This window comes from Micromonospora sp. CPCC 205561 (assembly GCF_036906775.1).
GTDB lineage: Bacteria > Actinomycetota > Actinomycetes > Mycobacteriales > Micromonosporaceae > Micromonospora.
Map to the genome: position 1 here is coordinate 70,680 of NZ_JBAKHV010000020.1, position 17,417 is coordinate 88,096.

Sequence of the window (17,417 nt, forward strand, 5' to 3'; positions counted from 1 at the left end):
GGCGCGCGAAGGGGTGGCGAGAAACGTCCGCCCCACGGCCGCCTCCCTCGTGGTGGAGAACTCGCCGGCGACGGGTCGCCGCACGGGCGGCCACGTCCATCAGGGATCCTGCCGCTCGCGCCGCCCCGACTCCGCGAGGTATCCGGCGGCCTGGAGGTCGAACAGCTCGCGGTAGAGGCCGTCCTGCGTCATCAGCTCGTCGTGGTCGCCCTGCTGCACGAGCCGCCCGTCGCGCATGACGTAGATCTGGTCGGCGTGCCGGACGTTGGCGAGGCGGTGGGTGATGAGGATGACCAGGCGGTCGGGGTGGCGGCGCAGGTGTTGGAACATGGCGTGCTCGGCGCGGGCGTCCAGCGCGGCCGACGGCTCGTCGCAGACCAGCAGCGCGGCGTGCCGGTAGAGGCTGCGGGCGGCGACGAGCCGCTGCCACTGGCCGCCGGAGAGGTCGTGGCCGTTCTTGAACTCGCGGTCGAGCAGGGTGTCGTAGCCGTACGGGAGGCCGAGGATCATGTCGTGCGCGGCGGTCGCCCGGGCGGCGTCCTCCACGCTCGGCCCGGCCGTGTGCGGCGCCCGGTCGTGCCGACCGATGAGGATGTTCTGGCGCGCGGTGAACGGGAACTTCCACCAGTCCTGGGTCATGACCGAGACGTGCGCGGCGAGGCCACGCGGGTCCAGCTCGGCGGTGTCGACGCCGTCCCAGCGGACGGTGCCGGAGGTCGGCCGGTAGAGGCCGGCGACGAGCTTGGCGAGCGTCGTCTTGCCCGAGCCGTTCTCGCCGACGAGGGCGACGACCTGTCCGCGCCGCAGGGTCAGGCTGACCTCGTCGACCGCCGGGGTGTCGGTGTCCGGGTAGCGCAGGCTGACCCGGTCGAGGTCGATGGTGTCGAAGCCCTTGGTCGGCCGGCCGCCCTCGGGCGGGGTGCTCAGCCGGGCGCGGTCGAGGAAATCGCGGTAGTCCTGGTAGTAGAGGGCGTCCTCGTAGAGCGAGTTGGTCGCGAAGACCGCCATGCCGAGGCTGGTGTGCGCGCTCTGCAACGCCAGCAACGCGGTCGCGGCGGCGGCCAGGGCGACCCAGCCGCCCAACAGCAGGGCGCCGAGCACGGCGTAGACGGCGAAGCCGGCCAGCCCGGCGACGGAGGCGCCGAGCACGCGGGTGGTGGTCTGCGCCCGTACGAGGTCGAGGTCGGCGCGGGTCTCGGCGGTCATCATCCGCCCGTACTCGCCGAGCAGGAACTCCCGCATCTGGTAGGCGCGGACCTCCACGGCGGTGTGCCGGTTGGCCATCAACTGGGCGAGCATCCACATGCGCCGGCGACGCGTGATGCGGGCCAGCATGTTCAGGTACTGCCGCCGGGCGATGCGCACCGCCGTGACGGCCTGGGGAACGGCCGCGAGCAGCAGGCAGGGCAGCAGGACCGGTTGGATCACCGCGACGGCGGCGGCGGTGGCGAGGACCCCGACGACGCCGGTGATGAGGTCGACCGTGCTGTCCACGATCGAGGCCGCCTCGCGCATTCCCCGGTCGCGGGCCCGGTCCATCTCCTCGGCGAACCCGGCGTCGTCGAACGCGGCCAGGTCCACGGCGGTGGTCGCCTCGAACATCCGCAGCTCCACCCGGTAGTTGATCTGCGGCATCAGCCGGGCCTGCGCCCAGCCGGCCGCGATCGTCAGCCCGCCCCGGGCGGTCACCGCCGCCGCGGCCACCAGCAGCGCCGGCAGCGCCGCGCGCACCCGGTCGGGGGTGGGGCCGGCGGCGAACAACTCGTTCAGCACGCTGGTCGTCGCCAGCAGCCCGAAGGTGGTCATCACCCCGGCCGCGACGTTCAGGCCGATCGACGTGACGGTGTCGCGCCGGCTGGTGGCCCAGGCCACCCCGATCGCCTCGTGGACGAGCCGGGGCAGGCGGCGGGCCACGGCCCAGAAGCTGGTCTGGGCGACCTGACGCGCGTGGTGCATCCAGTCGGGGTCCTGCATCTCCGGAAGCACCGGCCGGGCGTCGTCGGCGGCGGCTGCCCCGTCCTGTTCGGTGGACTGATGGGGGCGGATCACGGTCTCCACACGGTCTCCTCGGGCAGCGGGCGGGGTTCGGACAGGTCAGGCGAGGCCGGGCACGGCGGATCGGCGGCGCACCGGTGACAGTGGCCGCACGGCTGACGGGGGGTCGTGGCACCCACGGCGGGAGAAGCCGTGCCGGAAGCCTACGCTCAGCTATCGGGGCGAGTCACTCGGTCACCGGCGTGTCGAACAGGTGTGTCAGGAGGAGGTCCGCTGCCGGGGCGGGAGCGCCCGCCGGCGGGTGCGAGGAGGAACCCGCGCGGGTCGGCCGCCGGCGGCGCCGCGCTTCGGCAGAATGGCCGGCATGCGCCTGGACCTCTCCGGAGCCCGGGGCGTCAGGTTGCTCGCGGCAGCCACGGGGTGAGTGCGGCGGGGTCGGCGACCGCCCGCCGCACCCGCTCGCGCTCCCCCTCGGTCAGCCGGAGCGCCGCGAGCCGGGTTCCCCAGCCGGGCACGAGCTCGGCATCGCCGAGCGCGGCGGACAGCTCGATCAGCGCGGCGAGCGCCAGACCCTGTTCGACGGCCGGCGCGGCGTCGCCGTGCCGGCGCAGCCCGGAGTCCAGCGCCCGGAAGGCGGCCCGGTCGTCGTTCTTGAACTCGCGCAGGATGCGCGCGTTGTCGAGCACCCGGGCCAACCCCCGCAGCTGCTTCGAGCCGCCGTACTCCAGCTCCGTCGGCTCGTCGCGCTGGATGAAGATGATGTTGTTGCCCGACGGGTCGACGACGGTGAACCGCGACGCGCCGGCCCGGTAGCGGGTCATCCGGGGCTGCCCCTTGACGAGCACCCTGCCGTACGCACGGCGCATCGCCTCGCTGAAGGTGGCGTGGTAGGGGGCGACCGCGTCCACCATGACCAGACAACCACCGGTGTTCTCGGCGGCCGGGTCCAGGCCGGCGGGCGCGCGGCCGTAGTGCAGCTCGAACCCGCTCCACCGCAGTGCCAGGTACAGGTAGGGCTTCGTCTGCTCGTAGGTCACCTCGAAGCCCAGCGCACGCCAGAACGCCAGGGTCTCCGGGGCGGAGGCGCAGTGCAGCAGCGGCACCGTGGTCTCGTTCGGCTGGACACGGGCGTCGGTCGTCATCGGCGCTCCAGTTCCGTGCGGTCGACGGCCCGCCATTGTGCCAGCGCCCCCGGCCGCCGCACACACGCGACGGCCGGGGGCGGCTCAGTGCGCCGACTGGGCGCCGAGCTCGACGAGCAGGACGCCTGCGGCGATGAGGCCGATGCCGAGCGTCATGACCCTGGTCAGGGGGTCGCCGAAGACCAGGCGCGCGACGACCGCGGTCAGGGCGATGCCGGTCGCGGCCCAGATTCCGTACGCGACGCCCACCGGCATGCCGCCGCGCAGGGCCAGGCTGAGCAGGACGAAGCAGGTCACGTAGCCGCCGACGACGACGGGCGCCCACGCCTTGCGGCGCAGCCCCTCCGAGGCGCGCAGCGCCATGGTGGCGGTGACCTCGGAGGCTATCGCCGCGGCGAGGAAGATCCAGCTCATCGGGTCGCCTCCGGCCCGTCGTGCCACGCCTCGCCCCGGTGGGAGCCGATCTCCACGAGCAGGACACCGGCGACGACGACGACGAAGCCGAGCCCCATCACCCAGGTGAGCGGGTCGCCGAAGAGCAGCGCGGCCAGCAACGCGGTGAGGGTGACCCCGCTGGCGGCCCAGATGCCGTAGGCGACGCCGATCGGCATGCCCGCACGCAGGACCACCGCGAGCAGGGCGAAGGAGAGGGTGTACCCGACGACGACCGGCGCGATCCACGCCGGATGGTCGTTGGCCGCGCGCAGCGCCAGGGTCCCGCCGACCTCGGAGCCGATGGCCCCGGCCAGGCACAGCCACTGCCTCACGAGTCGTCGCCTTTCGCGGTGAGGTCCTCGATGAGCGCGACGAGCGCGTCCCGGTCCCGGGGGTCCGGCGGGAAGAGGCCGGTGGCGTAGGCGCTCCACAGGCCGTCGGCCGCGAGCCGGGCCAGGGTGAGCCGCGCGCGCGTGGTCGGGGGCAGACCCGGCGGCAGGTCGAACCACCTGGCGAGGCGCCGGACCCAGGGCCCCGAGAGCGCCGGCCGGTAGGCGGCCTCCGCGGCGACCGCGTACTCCGCCCGGCTGGCGTCGCCGCGGTACGCGACCCGCGCGTACGCGCGGATCCGGGCCGCGGGAGTCGCCTGCTCGAACGGCACCTCGAGCGCGGCGCGCATCGCGTCCTCGACCCTGCCGGCCGCGTGCTCGACGATCGCCAGCAGGAGGGCGTCCCGGGTCGGGAAGTGGTACATCAGGCCCGGCTTGGTCAGGCCCGCCCGCCGGGCCACGGCGTCGAGGGTGATGTCGGCGCCCTCCGCGGCGGAGACCAGCTCCATGGCTGCCTCGAGGACGACGGTCCGTTGGCTCGGTCGCATCCGCTTACTTTACCGTCCGGAAGGTAAAGTAAGCGCTGTCGTGACCGCCGTCACGGCAGGGCCCGGCCCGCCGCGCCGGCACGCCTCGGACGACCCGCGAGGGCGGCGGGCACCGGTGCTCTCCCGGGGCCCCGACCCCCGGGCGCCGAGCGGTTCGGCCCGCACAGGCGTAGGCTCAGGACATCCCGGAACCGACGGCATCCCACTTCTGAGATCCCGCCACGCCGGCTCCGCTCCGCGGGCAGCACCGTCCGCACCCGACCGCACGCATCCGCTCCACGGCGGCACGACCGACCTACCGGGAGCCGTCTCCCGGCGCCCGGCCGCCCGATGCGGTCGCCCCGCGCCGACGCGACCCGGACCGACGACCGCGCCTCGCGGCGCCGCGACCGGAAGCGACAGCGCCAACCAGTCCCGGCTCCCGGCGCCGCCGCCGACCGGGGACGAGCGACGACCGGTCGGACGGATCGGCGGACCGGGCACCTCGCCCGGCGCACGACGCTACTCCGCGCACGACCCCACCGCTACGCCGCGGTCACGGCGACGAGGATCTGACATGACGCGATCGCCTGACGCCCTCGCTCCCCCACCGACCACGCCGCGCCTGCGGATCGACCCGACCCGGGCCGCGCGCACGCTGCTCGACGGCGGCTGGTGGCCCCGCTCGACGGACCCGCTCGCGGAGCTGCCCGGCCTCGTCCTCGCCATCGACCTGCTGCACGGGCCGGTCGTCCGGCTGATCCTGCGCGCCGACACCTGGGACGGCAGTCCCCGCCGGCTGAGCGTGGCCGGCAGGACGGTCTGGTTGGGCTACTTCACCAGCCAGCCCGCCACGCTGCTGACCGCGATCTGCCGCAACGACGACCGGGTCGACCTGCTGGTCGTTCCGCCGGGGACCCCGGTCGGGCTGGCGGAGGCGGCGATGGCGCTCGCCGCCACCGCCGGCAACCTGGTGCGCGCGTCGCAACTGCTCGCCGCCGCGGCGGCGACGCTCGACGCGCGGCCGGCGAGCACCGAGAGGCAGACCTGGGAGGGCGAGGGCGGCCGTCTGCGTACCGCCCCCACCGCGGTCGCCTCCGACCGGGGCGGGACGGCGCCGGCCCGGGTGTCCGCGCCCGCGCGGCCGGCACCCGCGCCCCGGCGACCGACCACCGACGTTTCCACCATCACCATCGAGGAGCAGACCATGACAGTGGCCCGACACACGATCGTCGCCGCGTTGCGCCGGCGCGGCCAGCACGCGCGGGCCGACTGGGTGGAGCGGGAACTGCCGACGGAGGTCGAGACCACCCGGCACACCGGGCTGCTCGCGACCCTGCGCCTCGACGTCGCCGAACTCGGCGGGCCCACCGCCCCGTGAGAGTGGCCCTGCTGGGCCCGGTGGCCTGGCGGACGCCGCCGCGCCACTACGGCCCCTGGGAGCAGGTGACCGGGCTGCTCGCCGAGGGGCTCGTCGCGCGGGGCGTGGACGTCACGCTCTTCGCCACGTTGGACTCGGTCACCTCCGCCGCCCTCGACGGGGTGTGCCCACGCGGCTACGCCGAGGACCAGCACATGGACGGGAGGGTCTGGGAGGCGATGCACGTCGCGCACGCCCTGGCCCGCTCCGCCGAGTTCGACCTCGTGCACAGCCACCTGGACTGGCTGCCGCTGGCCTTCGCGCAGCACTGCGACGCCCCGCTGCTGACCACCGTGCACGGCTTCTCCGGGGCGGGGATCCTGCCCGCGTACGAGAAGGGCCGCTCGTCCTACGTCTCCATCTCCGACGCCGACCGGGTCCCGGGGCTCGACTACCTCGCCACCGTTCACCACGGGGTCGACCTGGACGGCCTGCCGTTCACCGCGGACCCCGGCCCCGGGCTGGTGGCCTTCGGCCGGATCCATCCCGACAAGGGCACCCACACCGCCATCGAGATCGCCCGGCGGGCCGGTCGCCCGCTGACCCTGTGCGGCGTCGTCCAGGACCAGGTTTACTTCAGCGAGCGGGTGGCCCCGCACATCGACGGCGAACGGGTCACCTTCCCCGGTGCCGTGGGGCCACGCCGCCGCGGGGAGATCCTGGGCGGCTCGGCCGCGCTGCTGCACCCCATCGCCTTCGACGAACCGTTCGGCCTGTCCGTGGTGGAGGCGATGGCCTGCGGGACGCCGGTCGTCGCGTACCACCGCGGCTCGATGCCCGAGGTGGTCGACGAGGGGGTGACGGGGCTGCTGGTGCGGACGGTCGAGCAGGCCGTCGAGGCCGTCGGCCGGGTGGCCTCCATCGACCGCGCGGGCTGCCGGGCCCGGGCCCGGCAACGCTTCGGTGCCGACCGGATGGTCGCCGACTACCTGGCCGTCTACGACGGCCTCCTCGGTCGGCCGCAACGCTGACACCGTCCAGGTGCCGACGATCCGCCAGGAGTCCGGCACCGCCCGATCCAGGTTCACCGCCGGCCCGCCACCGCTGACGCGGCGGCCCGCCCGAACCCGTTCCGTCGGTCGTTCGCGGCGACCGACGTGCGCCGTTACCTCGTGAGGCCCGCCCCGTCCCCCGGTGGCGGCCGACAACCGGAAGGCACGGCACCGATGTCCACCAGTTATGGCTTCCTGAGCACCCACCCACCGACCCGGTGCGGACTGGCCACCTTCAACTCCGCCCTCGCCGCGCATCTCACGGCCGGCGGGCCGGCCGCCGGCGTCGTGCGCGTCACCGCCACCGGCGACGACCAGCGGCCGGAACCGACCGTCGTGCACACCTGGTCGGCGCGGAACGCGGCCGGTTGGCGGGGCGCCGCCGCGGCGCTCAACGCCTTCGACGTGGCCGTGGTGCAGCACGAGTACGGCATCTATCCCGGGCCCGACGGCGAGGACGTCCTGCCGTTGCTGCGCCGGCTCACCGTGCCGAGCATCGTGGTCCTGCACACCGTGCTCCGCCAGCCCTCGGCCCGGCAGAGGACGCTGCTGGAGCAGATCGTCGCCGCCGCCGGCGCGGTCGTCACGATGACCGGCACCGCCCACGACCGGCTGCTCGTCGGTTACGCGGTGGACCCGACGAAGGTCTCGGTGATCCCGCACGGCGCCGCCGAGCCCGTCGGCACGACCGCCGCGCGGCGGACCCGCCCGCACCTGCTGACCTGGGGGCTGCTCGGTCCCGGCAAGGGCATCGAGTGGGCGCTGCGCGCCCTGGCCCGCCTCCAGGACCTCGACCCGACCCCCACCTACACGGTCGCCGGCCGGACCCACCCCAAGGTGATCGAGCACCAGGGCGAGGCGTACCGCGCCGGCCTGCACCGCCTCGGCGCCGAGCTCGGCGTCGCGCACGCCGTGGAGTACCAGGCCGCGTACCACGACCAGGCCACCCTCGGCGCGCTGGTCGGCTCCGCCGACGTGGTCGTGCTGCCCTACGACTCGCGGGAACAGGTGACCTCCGGAGTCCTGATCGAGGCGGTGGCCGCCGGCGTGCCCGTGGTCGCCACACCCTTCCCGCACGCCGTGGAGCTGCTCACCGGCGGCCCGGGGCTGGTCGTACCCCATCGGGACCCGGCTGCGCTGGCGACCGCGATCCGGCGGATCCTCACCGAGCCCGGACTGTCGGCCAGCCTCGCCGGCCGGTCCCGACCGCTCGCGGCGGACCTGCGCTGGCCGGCCGTGGCGGCCCGCTACGAGGCTCTGGCCGGGCGGCTCGTCGCCGGCCGCTCGCCCTCGGCGACCCCGGCGGCGGTGTGACCACCTCGCGCGAGCGGGTCGGCGGCGGCCGACCCGGCGCCGCCCTGCGGGCACCCGCGCCGAGCTTCGCCCACCTGGCCAGGCTCAGCGACGACACCGGCCTCTTCGAGCACGCCCGGCACGCCGTCGTTCGACGCGAACACGGCTACTGCACCGACGACGTCGCCCGGGGCCTGCTGGTCACCAGCCGGGAACCGGAACCGTCGGCGCAGGTCGTCGGGCTGGCCGAGCGCTACCTGGCCTTCCTGACCCACGCCCAGGACGAGCGCGGCGCCTTCCACAACCGGCTGGGGCACGACCGGCGCTGGGCCGACCAGCCCGGTCTCGGGGACTGGTGGGGACGGGCGTTGTGGGGGCTGGGGACAGCCGCCGCCCGCCACCCCGCGACGTGGATCCGCACCGAGGCCCTCGTGGCCTTCAGCCGCGGCGCCGCCCGGCGGTCGGCCGCGCCGCACGCCATGGCCTTCGCCGGGCTGGGCGCCGCCGAGGTGCTGCGTCGCCATCCCGGGCACGTCGCCGCGGCGGCGCTGCTCGACGACGCGGCCGGCGCCGTCGGCCCCGCCGACCCGGATCCCCGCTGGCCGTGGCCCGAGCACCAGCTCAGCTACGCCAGTGCCGCCCTCGCGGAGGTCGTCATCGCCGCCGGCCAGGTGCGCGGGGACGCCGCGCTGCTCGCCGCCGGCCTGCGGATGCTGACCTGGTTGTACGAGATCCAGGTGCACCAGGGGCGGCTCTCGGTGGTAGCCGTCGGCGGCTGGCGGCGCGACAGCCCTCGAGCGCGCCACGACCAGCAGCCGATCGAGGTCGCCGCCCTCGCCGACGCCTGCGCCACGGCCGCCGCCGCCACCGGCGATCCGGCCTGGGAGGTCGGGCTCGGGCAGGCCGTCGGTTGGTTCCTGGGAGAGAACGACCTCGGCATGGCCATGTGGGATCCGGCGACCGGCGGCGGCTACGACGGCCTCACCGCGCACGGCCCCAACTTCAACCAGGGCGCCGAGTCGACCCTGGCGTTGATCTCGACCCTGCAGCACGCCCGGCGGTGGTCGTGACCGGAACCCTGGCCACCCGCCACGACGTCACCCTCGCGCCCGACCCCCGCCGGGTCATCGTCAAACTCTTCGTTCCGGGTGAGGACGCCGCGGTGGCGCACACCCGCACGCACGGCCTCGTCGACCGGATCGCGGGCCTGGACGCGGACGAGACGCGGAGCCTGCTCCGGCGGACCCTGCGCGACTTCGGCGGCCGGCACCGGGACCTGGAAGCCACCTTCCAGCACCACTACGACCTCGTGCGGCACCGGGTCGCCCGCACCCGGCAGCTCTCCCCCACGGCCCGGCTGCTGGTGGGCGCCTACTTCAGCCACGAGTACGCCGTCGAGGCCGCCGCGCTGTGCAACCCGTCCATGGTGGCGCACCCCGACCAGTCCGCCCTGCGACCCGGGCAGCTGCGGGTGGCGGTCAGCCTGCGCCAGATCGGTGAGGGTCACCTCTCCTCCATCGGGTTCGCCAGCGCCGTGCTGGGGCCCGGGGAGCGGCTGGTCGTCGAGGGGCGCTCGGGGCCGCTGGTGAGCGGCCGGCGCGGCCACGCCCTGCACCGCAGGGACCTGCTCGCCGCCGGGCTGCGCGAGGAGGGCTGGGACAACGAGGTCTGCGCCCGCGTGCTGGCCGCCCTGCCGGAGCAGTACGACGAGGCCGGCTTCGAACGGGTGCTGGCCGCGCTGCCGCCGGACCTGTTCTACCGCAACACCACCGCGGCGACCCTGGAGCGGCTGCGCCGGGTCTCCGCGGCCAGCTACGCCGTCGCCTTCCCCGCCGGCACCCCGCTGCACGAGCGGGTGCTCTGGCCGGCCACCGCGGCCGAGAGCAACGGCATGGAGGACGCCCGCTTCGTCAGGTACGTCGACGACGCCGGCCGCCCGACGTACCGGGCGACGTACACCGCCTACGACGGGCGGCGGATCGCCCCCCGCATGTTGACCAGCGACGACCTGAGCCATTTCCGGATCGACCCGATGCGCGGGCCGGGCGCCCGCAACAAGGGGATGGCGCTCTTCCCCAGGACCGTCGGGGGCCGGCACCTCGCGCTCTGCCGCTCCGACGGCGAGACCATCGGCCTGACCGTGCTCGCTGACGACAACACCTGGCAGGCTCCGGTGCCGCTGCACGGGCCGCGCCGCAGTTGGGAGCTGATCCAGGTGGGCAACTGCGGATCACCCGTCGAGACCGCGGCGGGCTGGCTGGTGCTGACCCACGGGGTCGGCCCGATGCGCCGGTACGCCATCGGGGCCATGCTGCTCGACCTGCACCACCCGGAGCGGGTGATCGCGGAGCTGCCCGGGGCGCTGCTCGCCCCCGACGACACCGAGCGCGAAGGATACGTGCCCAACGTCGTCTATTCCTGCGGCGGCCTGCTGCACGGCGGCCTGCTCTGGCTGCCCTACGGGGCCAGCGACGCCCGGGTCGGCTTCGCCACCGTCGCCCTCGACGCGCTCGCCGAGGCGATGGTCGGCCACCGGGCCGGCTGAGTGCCCGACGGCCGGCGGGGCGCCGCCGACCGGCCACCGCCGCGCCCTGCCGGTCGGGCGGGGCGCGGCGGTGGCTACTCACGGTCTCGCGTGGCCGGGCCGGGCCCGGCGGCCGGTGGCCGGCCGCCGGGCCCGTCCGGTCAGGACCGCGCGGTCCGGCGGCGGTGCAGGAGGAGCAGGGACGCGCCGGTGGCGACGGCGAGGCTGCCGAGGCCCGTCAGGAGCGGCACCAGTGCCTGGCCGCCACTCTCACCGGTCACCGGCAGTTGCGTGCGGCTCGGCGTCGGGGACCCGGTGGGAGTCCTCGTGGGCTGTCCGGTGGGGGTGCCCGTCGGCGTGCCGGTGGGCGTGCCCGTCGGCGTGCCCGTCGGCGTGCCCGTCGGAGTGCCCGTCGGAGTGCCCGTCGGCGTGCCCGTGGGAGTGCCCGTCGGCGTGCCCGTGGGAGTGCCCGTCGGCGTGCCCGTGGGAGTGCTGGTCGGGGTGCCTGTCGGCTGGAGGCAGACGGGGGCGTTGATGGTGTTGGTGTCGAGGGTGACGGCGCCGGTGCGGGCCAGGGCCCGGCCCTGGAGGGTGGCGCCGGTGTTCATGGTGATCGAGGTCTGGGCCAGGATGTTGCCCATGAAGCGGGTGCCGGTGCCGATCGTCGCCGAGCTGCCCACCTGCCAGTAGACGTTGCAGGGCGAGGCGCCGTTGATGAACACGACGCTGCTGTTGGCGGCGGTGGTCAGCGTGGAGGCGATCTGGAAGATGAACACCGCCGCCGGGTCGCCCTGGCTGTCGAGCGTCAGCTGGCCGGTCAGCTGCGCGGCGCCGAGCCGGTAGACCCCGGGGGTCAGCGTGGCGCCGCCGAGTTCGGCGGGCAGGTTGGTGAACGGGGTCCGGCCCGCCGCGTCGTTGTACGCGGTGGTCAGGTCGTTCTTGGCCTGTAGGGCGACGGCGTCGCCGAGGTGTATCTCGCCGCCCACGATGCCCGGCGGGAAGCCGGGCGCGGTGTTGCCGGGGTGCACGCCGAGGCTCTGCGCCAGGAAGCTCGGGCCGGTGTTGGTGACGGTGGAGCCGGCCAGTACGGAGAAGTTGGCCGCCGTTCCCAGGCCGACCGGCGCCTCGGCCGCTCTGGCACCGGTGCCGCTGAAGATCAGCACGGCGACGGCCGCGCCGGCGGCGGTGACGGCTGCCAGCGCCGGCAGCACCGTGCGCCGAAGGTGACGGATCCGAACTACTGTCACGGTGGAGCCCTCTCATGGTCTGTCTCCGCCGGCGCCGTAGCGGCGGCGGCCCGAAGTAACACAAGCGCAAATGCTTGCAATTCGGACTTTTGCATACTCAGACCTATGAAGTGCGCATAACCGATTAATCACCCGGAACCGGCCGGGAAGCCCCGGCGGCGCTCGGAACGTCCGAACGTCCTCGTGTCAGCGGTACGGGCGCGGCGTCTACGCGAGGCACGCGTCGCCGGCGGCGCCGCTCCGGTCAGGACCCCGGCGGGCGCCCGCCGCCGGGCCGGAGACCACCGTCGCCCGGCCGATCCGGGCGGCGGCTAGCGCGGACCGGACCGCCGTGACCGCCTCAGCACGACGAGTCCCGCCCCCACCAGCCCCAGTACGACCGCAGCGGCCAGCACGATCCGGGTCGACGCCGCGCCGGTGCCCCCGGCCTGTCGGCCGACGGCCCGTTCGTCGACGGCGGGCCGGGAGGGCGCCCCGGCCACGGTCGGCGGTGCCGTGCTGGCAGCCGTGCCCAGCGGGTAGCGCAGGACGCCGGGTCTCGTGCCCGGTGGCTGGTCGGTGGTCTCGGAGACCGTGAGCAGGAAACGCCCGTCGCGGCTGTAGGTGACCGACTCGCCCTGCGGCTCGTCGGGCAGCGGCGTCACCCGCGGGGTCCCGCTGGTCAGCGCGGCCACGACGTCGTCGTCGACGACGTCGAACTCGAACGCGTCGGCGTAGGTGCGCAGCACCACCCTGCGCCCGTCCGGCGCGGTGGCCGCGCCGGTGACCGCCGTCCGGCCGAGCACCGAGAACGGGTTGCTCGTCGTGGACGGCGGCAGTCGGACCTGTCCCACCCTGGACAGCGGCACCGTGGCGCCGGGCCGCAGGGCGCCGGTCGGGGCGTACAGCACGGCCGAGTACTTCGTCACGATGATCGGCCGGCCGTCGCGGGTGACGAGCAGGGCCTCGGCGTCGTGCGGCCCGTCCGGGTACGCCATGCGGTACAGCACCGGCCGACCGGCACCCGGCGGGAGCTTCCACACCGCGACCGTCCGCCGGGAACGGTCGTTGTCGCCGGTGTCGGCCACCCAGATCGTGTCGTCGGCGCCGACGGCGAGATCCTCGGTGTCGCGGGGCCGCGACGGATAGGGCACCGTGCGCACGACGGAGCACTGGGCGTCCAGGAAGAAGATCCGGCGCCGGGCCTCGTCGTCCGCGCCGTCGTTGACCACGACGAACCCGTCCTCCGTGGCGACCATCCCGGAGATCTCGCTCAGCCCGCCGCCTCGCACCTCGCACACCGGCGCCCCCGGGGCCGGTGTGGGCGACGGGTTCGCCACCGCCGCGCCCGGGAGCACCGCGAGCGCGACGACGGCCGCCGTCCCCGCCGCGCCGCGCAGGCTCCGGATCGTTCGCTCGCCTCGTCGCATTACCCGGGATCCTGCCACCGCCGGTCCGCCCCCGCGCACCCGACACGGACCCGCCCCGCCCACCGTGCCCGCCGCGACCCGCCCCGGCGGCCCGCCGCCGGTGCCGGCGCGCGGGCGTCGCCGGACGCCGCCGGGAGGGAGGGTGGCCGGGCGTTCCTCCGAGGGAGGCAGGATGGGCGGGTGACCGCCCAGACCCACCCGCCGTCGGCCGTGCTGGACGCGGTGCTCGAGCGGCTGACCTACGTCAACGAGGAGACCGGCTACACCGTCGCCCGCGTCTCCACCGACCGCGGCGGCGACCTGCTCACGGTGGTCGGGGCGCTGCTGGGCGCCCAACCGGGAGAGAGCCTGCGGCTGTCCGGCCGGTGGTCGTCGCACCCGCAGTACGGCCGGCAGTTCGAGGTCCACTCCTACACCACCGTCCTGCCCGCCACCATCCAGGGCATCCGCCGCTACCTCGGCTCCGGCCTGGTCAAGGGCATCGGCCCGGTGTTCGCGGAGCGGATCGTGGCCCACTTCGGCCTGGACACCCTGCGCGTCGTCGAGGACGAACCCGCCCGCCTCGTCGAGGTGCCGGGCCTGGGACCGAAACGCACCGCGAAGATCACCGCGGCGTGGCAGGAGCAGAAGGCCATCAAGGAGGTGATGGTCTTCCTCCAGGGCGTCGGCGTCTCCACCTCCCTGGCCGTACGGATCTTCAAGCGGTACGGCGACGCCTCCGTCACGGTGGTCCGCACGGAGCCGTACCGGCTCGCGGCCGACGTGTGGGGAATCGGATTCAGGACCGCGGACACCATCGCCCAGGCCGTCGGGATCCCGCACGACAGCCCGCAGCGGGTCAAGGCCGGACTCCAGTACACCCTCTCCGAGGCCACCGACGACGGGCACTGCTATCTGCCCGACTCCGAACTGGTCGCCGACGCCACCAAGATCCTCGACGTAACGGGCGATCTCGTCACCGCCTGCCTCGACGAACTCGTCGCCGAGGAGGGCGTGGTCCGCGAGTCGCTGCCGGGACCGGACGGCGGGCGGACGACCGCGGTGTACCTGGTGCCGTTCCACCGCGCCGAGCAGTCCCTGGCCGGATCCCTGCTGCGGCTGCTGCGCGAGCGCGCCGACCGGTTGCCCCACTTCACGGGCGTCGACTGGGGCAGGGCGCTGGCCTGGTTGAGGGCCCGCACCGGCATCGACCTCGCCCCGGAGCAGGAACAGGCCGTCCGGCTCGCCCTCACCTCCCGGGTCGCCGTGCTGACCGGCGGGCCGGGGTGCGGCAAGAGCTTCACCGTCCGCTCGGTCGTCGAACTCGCCGCGGCGAAGAAGGCCAAGGTGACCCTCGTCGCGCCGACGGGCCGCGCCGCGAAGCGGCTGGCGGAACTGACCGGGCATCCGGCGGCCACCGTGCACCGGCTGCTGCAGCTGCGTCCCGGCGGCGAGGCCGGCCACGACCGGGACAACCCCCTCGACGTCGACCTGCTCGTCGTGGACGAGGCGTCCATGCTCGACCTCGTCCTGGCCAACAAGCTCGTCAAGGCCGTCCCGCCCGGCGCGCACCTGCTCCTCGTCGGCGACGTCGACCAGCTCCCCTCCGTCGGCGCCGGGGAGGTCCTGCGGGACCTGCTCGCCGCTCCGGTCATCCCCCGGGTCCGGCTGACGCAGATCTTCCGCCAGGCCGCGGAGTCCGGGGTGGTCAGCAACGCGCACCGCATCAACGCCGGCAGGCCGCCCCTGCTCCAGGGCCTCGGCGACTTCTTCCTGTTCGCCAGTGACGACACCGAGGCCACCGCCGCCCTCACCGTCGACGTCGCCTGCGCCCGCGTACCCGCCCGCTTCGGCCTCGACCCGCGTCGCGACATCCAGGTCCTCACCCCCATGCACCGCGGCCCGGCCGGCGCCGCGGCCCTGAACACGCTGCTCCAACAGCGCCTCACCCCGGCGCGCGAGGGGCAGCCCGAGCGCCGCCTGGGCGGTCGGGTGTTCCGCGTCGGCGACAAGGTCACCCAGATCCGCAACAACTACGACAAGGGCCAGGCCGGCGTCTTCAACGGCACCGTCGGCGTCGTCACGGCCCTGAGCCCCGACGACCAGACCCTCACCGTCCGCACCGACGAGGACGAGAGCATCGACTACGACTTCGACGAACTCGACGAACTGGCACACGCGTACGCCGTGACCATCCACCGTTCGCAGGGCTCCGAGTACCCGGCGGTCGTCATCCCGCTTACCACGAGCGCCTGGATGATGCTGCAACGCAACCTGCTCTACACCGCCGTCACCCGAGCCAGGAAGCTCGTCGTGCTGGTCGGCTCCCGCCGCGCCCTCGCCGCCGCCGTCCGCACCGTCGGCGCCGGGCGCCGGCACACCGCCCTCGACCACCGCCTCACCTGAGCGTCCCGCCGGCCGGTGGCCGCGGCCGGCGGGCCGTGCCCGGGTCGACTCAGGCCAGGTTCCTGCTCGTGACCGTCCACCGGGGGTGCCCGCAGAGGCCGCACGTGGGGCCGACGAACATGGCCCGCGCGGCCTGGTCGCTCTTGAGCTGCCACCTCAGCCAGGCCGAGCCGACCCGGCCGTACTCGCCGCCGTTGGGCTGCGCGAACGTGCCGAAGTGCACGACCGGCAGGTGCCCCACGCCGGCAGACCGACGGGCAGCCGGCCGTAGTCGTCGACGGCGTTGGGGTAGGCGATGTCGTCCGGCCCGCCGGTGACGTACGCGACCGGGGCGTGCAGTCGGGCCAGCCGGTGGTTGTCCCGGTCGCTCAGCAGGCCGCTGTTCAGAGCACCGACGTGTCGACGCGGGGGTCCGCGCCGGCCAGCGTCGCGGCCAGGCCGAGGGCGATCCTTCGTCCGGTCCTGGTTCTCACGAACCAACTCCTTCCTGGTGGGGCTCGCGGGTAAGGCCACGATGGCCGACGACCGGCTGGCGCGAATCCGCGAAATCACCTGCCTCGACGCGGGCGGTGACCGGACCCGGGGCCGCCCCGTGGGCGGTGCCGGCCGCGCGGCGGAAATCGCGTGCGTACGGCGACGCGCCGCTCTACGTTTCCGCCGTGACCCTCGACATCGTGAGCCTGGCGCAGCGCCCCGACCTGACGGAGCGCCTGCACGAGGACTTCGACGGGGCGTGGCCGCCGTTCATGCTGTGGGACCCGATGAGCGCGGTGTACTACAACGTCGCGCACGAGCTGTACCCGGAGTTCGTGTTCGCCGCCGTCGACCCCGCCGAGCCCGGGCGGGCCGTCGCCCGGGCGTACGCCGTGCCGCTGCGGTGGACGCGGGAGGACCTCCCCGACGGCGGCTGGGACCGCATGATCCAGCGGGCCGCGGTCGACCGCCTCACCGGCGCCGCCCCGAACGTCGTCTCGGCGGTGGAGATCTGCGTCCGGCCCGACCGTCGCGGCAGCGGGCTGTCCGCCCTGATGCTCGCCGCGATGCGGGACGCCGTCGCGAAGCTGGGCTTCGACACGCTGGTCGCGCCGGTCCGCCCGAACGGCAAGCACACCCGGCCCCGGATGCCGATGGCCGAGTACGCGGCGCTGCTCCGCGAGGACGGCCTGCCGGTCGACCCGTGGCTCCGGGTGCACGTCCGTGCCGGCGGACGAGTCGAACGGGTGGCCGCCCGGTCGATGGTGGTCACCGGGACGCTCGCCGACTGGCGGCGCTGGACGGGCCTTCCGTTCGACACCGCCGGGCCGGTCCACGTGCCGGGGGCGCTCGTGCCGGTGCACTGCCACGTGGCGCAGGACCACGCCGTCTACGTCGAGCCCAACGTCTGGGTCCGGCACCGCCTCTAGCTCCCGTACCGCCGGTCACGACCGGCGCGCACCGGTCAGGGCGCGGGCCGGTGCCGCGGCGGGGCGTCCAGGATCCGCGCCGAGGTCCCCGGCGTGCCGGGGGCCCGGTGGCGGGCCCTTTCCCCCAGCACCAGGCTCACCCGGCCGTGCAGGAGGCCGCCGGGCAGCGGGGCGGACGTCGCCGCGTTGGTCGCGAACGTGACCGCGTGACCCTCGGGCGACTCGCGCGCGGCCGGCCCGGTGCCGCGGACCGGCACGGCGGCCGCCGGGCGGCCCGGCTCAGCGGGGGCGACGACCCGCCCGCCGTCGTCCGCCC

16 protein-coding genes are annotated in these 17,417 nt (G+C 75.0%); 7 read left to right on the forward strand and 9 right to left on the reverse strand.

What is annotated here, in order from left to right; all coding sequences use genetic code 11:
- Positions 1 to 99: 99 nt before the first annotated feature.
- From V6V16_RS13375 to V6V16_RS13395, 5 genes are all read right to left on the reverse strand, one after another.
- Positions 100 to 2,058 (reverse strand): ABC transporter ATP-binding protein, encoded by a 1,959-nt coding sequence (locus V6V16_RS13375; protein ID WP_334562327.1) that lies wholly within the window; start codon positions 2,056 to 2,058, stop codon positions 100 to 102.
- Between the two features lie 332 nt (positions 2,059 to 2,390).
- On the reverse strand, positions 2,391 to 3,137 hold the full coding sequence (locus V6V16_RS13380; protein ID WP_334562328.1) for a glyoxalase: 747 nt from the start codon (positions 3,135 to 3,137) through the stop codon (positions 2,391 to 2,393).
- 84 nt (positions 3,138 to 3,221) lie between these two features.
- A complete protein-coding gene (locus V6V16_RS13385; protein ID WP_334562329.1) occupies positions 3,222 to 3,551 on the reverse strand; it encodes a DMT family transporter in 330 nt (109 codons plus the stop codon).
- A complete protein-coding gene (locus tag V6V16_RS13390; RefSeq protein ID WP_334562330.1) occupies positions 3,548 to 3,904 on the reverse strand; it encodes a DMT family transporter in 357 nt (118 codons plus the stop codon). Before V6V16_RS13390 ends, V6V16_RS13385 begins: the two co-directional genes overlap by 4 nt.
- Positions 3,901 to 4,449, reverse strand: a complete 549-nt coding sequence (locus tag V6V16_RS13395; RefSeq protein WP_334562331.1) for a TetR/AcrR family transcriptional regulator — start codon at positions 4,447 to 4,449, stop codon at positions 3,901 to 3,903. The genes V6V16_RS13390 and V6V16_RS13395 overlap by 4 nt, the downstream gene beginning before the upstream one ends.
- Positions 4,450 to 5,005: 556 nt before the next feature.
- Here V6V16_RS13395 and V6V16_RS13400 point away from each other — a divergent pair.
- The 5 genes from V6V16_RS13400 to V6V16_RS13420 all read left to right on the forward strand — a co-directional run bounded on the left by V6V16_RS13400 (position 5,006) and on the right by V6V16_RS13420 (position 10,678).
- Positions 5,006 to 5,809 (forward strand): DUF5994 family protein, encoded by an 804-nt coding sequence (locus tag V6V16_RS13400; RefSeq protein ID WP_334562332.1) that lies wholly within the window; start codon positions 5,006 to 5,008, stop codon positions 5,807 to 5,809.
- Positions 5,806 to 6,819, forward strand: coding sequence for a glycosyltransferase family 4 protein (locus V6V16_RS13405; protein WP_334562333.1), 1,014 nt, complete (start codon positions 5,806 to 5,808; stop codon positions 6,817 to 6,819). The genes V6V16_RS13400 and V6V16_RS13405 overlap by 4 nt, the downstream gene beginning before the upstream one ends.
- A gap of 195 nt (positions 6,820 to 7,014) precedes the next feature.
- Positions 7,015 to 8,154: a glycosyltransferase gene (locus V6V16_RS13410; protein ID WP_334562334.1), complete on the forward strand. Its 1,140-nt coding sequence runs from the start codon at positions 7,015 to 7,017 to the stop codon at positions 8,152 to 8,154.
- Entirely contained in the window at positions 8,151 to 9,203 is a 1,053-nt protein-coding gene (locus tag V6V16_RS13415) for a glycosyltransferase (RefSeq protein WP_334562335.1), read from the forward strand. Before V6V16_RS13410 ends, V6V16_RS13415 begins: the two co-directional genes overlap by 4 nt.
- Positions 9,200 to 10,678: a glycosylase gene (locus V6V16_RS13420; RefSeq protein WP_334562336.1), complete on the forward strand. Its 1,479-nt coding sequence runs from the start codon at positions 9,200 to 9,202 to the stop codon at positions 10,676 to 10,678. The genes V6V16_RS13415 and V6V16_RS13420 overlap by 4 nt, the downstream gene beginning before the upstream one ends.
- 140 nt (positions 10,679 to 10,818) lie before the next feature.
- On the opposite strand, the gene V6V16_RS13425 is transcribed toward V6V16_RS13420, so the two are convergent.
- Both V6V16_RS13425 and V6V16_RS13430 read right to left on the reverse strand, forming a co-directional pair.
- A complete protein-coding gene (locus V6V16_RS13425; RefSeq protein ID WP_334562337.1) occupies positions 10,819 to 11,904 on the reverse strand; it encodes an ice-binding family protein in 1,086 nt (361 codons plus the stop codon).
- A 311-nt stretch (positions 11,905 to 12,215) separates the two neighbouring features.
- Positions 12,216 to 13,313 (reverse strand): hypothetical protein, encoded by a 1,098-nt coding sequence (locus tag V6V16_RS13430; protein WP_334562338.1) that lies wholly within the window; start codon positions 13,311 to 13,313, stop codon positions 12,216 to 12,218.
- A gap of 180 nt (positions 13,314 to 13,493) precedes the next feature.
- On the opposite strand from V6V16_RS13430, the gene recD2 reads away from it, so the two are divergent.
- Positions 13,494 to 15,698 (forward strand): SF1B family DNA helicase RecD2, encoded by a 2,205-nt coding sequence (recD2, locus tag V6V16_RS13435; protein ID WP_334562339.1) that lies wholly within the window; start codon positions 13,494 to 13,496, stop codon positions 15,696 to 15,698.
- Between the two features lie 49 nt (positions 15,699 to 15,747).
- Here recD2 and V6V16_RS13440 read toward each other — a convergent pair whose 3' ends face one another.
- Positions 15,748 to 15,939 carry a hypothetical protein gene (locus V6V16_RS13440; RefSeq protein ID WP_334562340.1) on the reverse strand — a complete coding sequence of 64 codons (192 nt, stop codon included), beginning with the start codon at positions 15,937 to 15,939 and terminating at the stop codon, positions 15,748 to 15,750.
- A 418-nt stretch (positions 15,940 to 16,357) separates the two neighbouring features.
- Between V6V16_RS13440 and V6V16_RS13445 the strand changes: the two genes are divergently transcribed.
- The gene (locus V6V16_RS13445; protein ID WP_334562341.1) at positions 16,358 to 17,101 is read left to right on the forward strand and encodes an N-acetyltransferase; all 744 of its coding nucleotides are present in this window, start codon (positions 16,358 to 16,360) and stop codon (positions 17,099 to 17,101) included.
- 35 nt (positions 17,102 to 17,136) lie between these two features.
- Here V6V16_RS13445 and V6V16_RS13450 read toward each other — a convergent pair.
- Positions 17,137 to 17,417: hypothetical protein (locus V6V16_RS13450; protein ID WP_334562342.1), on the reverse strand; the 281-nt coding region annotated here is incomplete at its 5' end.